Below are 1,721 nucleotides of genomic sequence, written 5' to 3'. Positions count from 1 at the left end.
CAATGGACTTACACCCTGGCCAACGGCACCGATGGCGTTGCCAGTGCCGTGCAATCACTGAAAGCCGGCGAGAGTCACAACGAAGTGTTCACCATCCAGGTCAGCGACGGCCTGGGCGGTGTCGACACCCAGCAAGTGACCGTCACCGTCACCGGCAGCAACGATGCGCCGGTGCTCAGCTTCGCGTCGGGCAACGATGTCGGCGCCGTGCAGGAGGACAGCAGCCTCAGCGTCAGTGGCCAGTTCAGTTCGAGCGACATTGATCACAATGCCACCGCCACTTGGTCGATCAATGGCTCGGCAACTGGAACCTACGGCTCGATCGCCGTCGACGGCAGCGGTCAGTGGACTTACACCTTGGCCAACGGCACCAATGGCGTCGCCAGTGCCGTGCAGTCGTTGCAGGCCGGCGAGAGTCACAACGAAGTGTTCACCATCCAGGTCAGCGACGGCCTGGGCGGTATCGACACCCAGCAGGTGACCGTGACGGTCACCGGCAGCAACGATGCGCCCGTACTCAGCTTCGCGTCGGGCAACGATGCCGGTGCGGTGCAGGAAGACAGCACCCTCAGCGTCAGTGGCCAGTTCAGTTCGACCGACATTGATCATGCGGCCACCGCCACCTGGAGCATCGCCGGGTCCAATACCGGTACTTACGGCTCGATCGCCGTCGACAGCAGCGGTCAGTGGACTTACACCTTGGCCAACGGCACCGATGGCGTCGCCAGTGCCGTGCAGTCGTTGCAGGCCGGCGAGACTCATAACGAAGTGTTCAGCGTGCAGGTCAGCGATGGCCTCGGCGGGGTCGACACCCAGCAGGTGACCGTGACGGTCACCGGCAGCAACGATGCGCCCGTACTCAGCTTCGCATCGGGCAACGATGTCGGCGCGGTGCAAGAAGACACCACCCTCAGCGCCAGCGGCCAGTTCAGTTCAAGCGACATCGACCATGCCGCCACCGCGACCTGGAGCATTGCCGGGTCAAACACCGGCAGCTACGGCTCGATCGCCGTCGACGGCACCGGTCAATGGACGTACACCCTGGCCAACGGCACCGATGGCGTCGCCAGTGCGGTGCAGTCACTGAAGGCCGGCGAGACTCATAACGAAGTGTTCAGCGTGCAGGTCAGCGACGGCCTCGGCGGCGTCGACACCCAGCAGGTGACCGTGACTGTCACCGGCAGCAACGACGCCCCCGTACTCAGCTTCGCCAGCGGCAACGATGCCGGCAACGTGCAGGAGGACACCACCCTTAGCGTCAGCGGCCAATTCAGCTCGAGCGACATCGACCACGCGGCCACCGCCACCTGGAGCATTGCCGGGTCCAATACCGGCACTTATGGCTCGATCGCCGTCGACAGCACGGGCCAATGGACTTACACCCTGGCCAACGGCACCAATGGCGTCGCCAGTGCCGTGCAATCGTTGCAGGCCGGCGAGAGCCATAACGAAGTGTTCACCATCCAGGTCAGCGATGGCCTCGGCGGCGTCGACACCCAGCAGGTGACCGTCACTGTCACCGGCAGCAACGACGCCGCCGTGCTGTCCTCGGCCAATGTCACACTGACCGAAACCAATGCTCCGCTGACTACGGGTGGTAGCCTGACCGTCAGTGATATCGACAGCCCGGAAAGCTTCCACACGCAAACCAACACCGCCGGCAGCTACGGCCAGTTCTCCATCGGCACCGACGGAGCCTGGACCTACGTCGCCAACTCCGC

The 1,721-nt window shown here is 64.0% G+C and carries 1 protein-coding gene; it reads left to right on the top strand.

Annotated features, from left to right (window positions below; translation table 11 throughout):
- A partial coding sequence (locus AC07V0_RS27500) for a VCBS domain-containing protein (RefSeq protein WP_495020080.1) occupies positions 1-1,721 on the top strand: 1,721 nt, incomplete at both ends.

The organism is Pseudomonas sp. GW821-FHT01E10 (assembly GCF_059422365.1).
The sequence above is the reverse complement of the archived record's forward strand: the minus strand, read 5'-3'. Positions and strand labels throughout refer to the sequence as shown.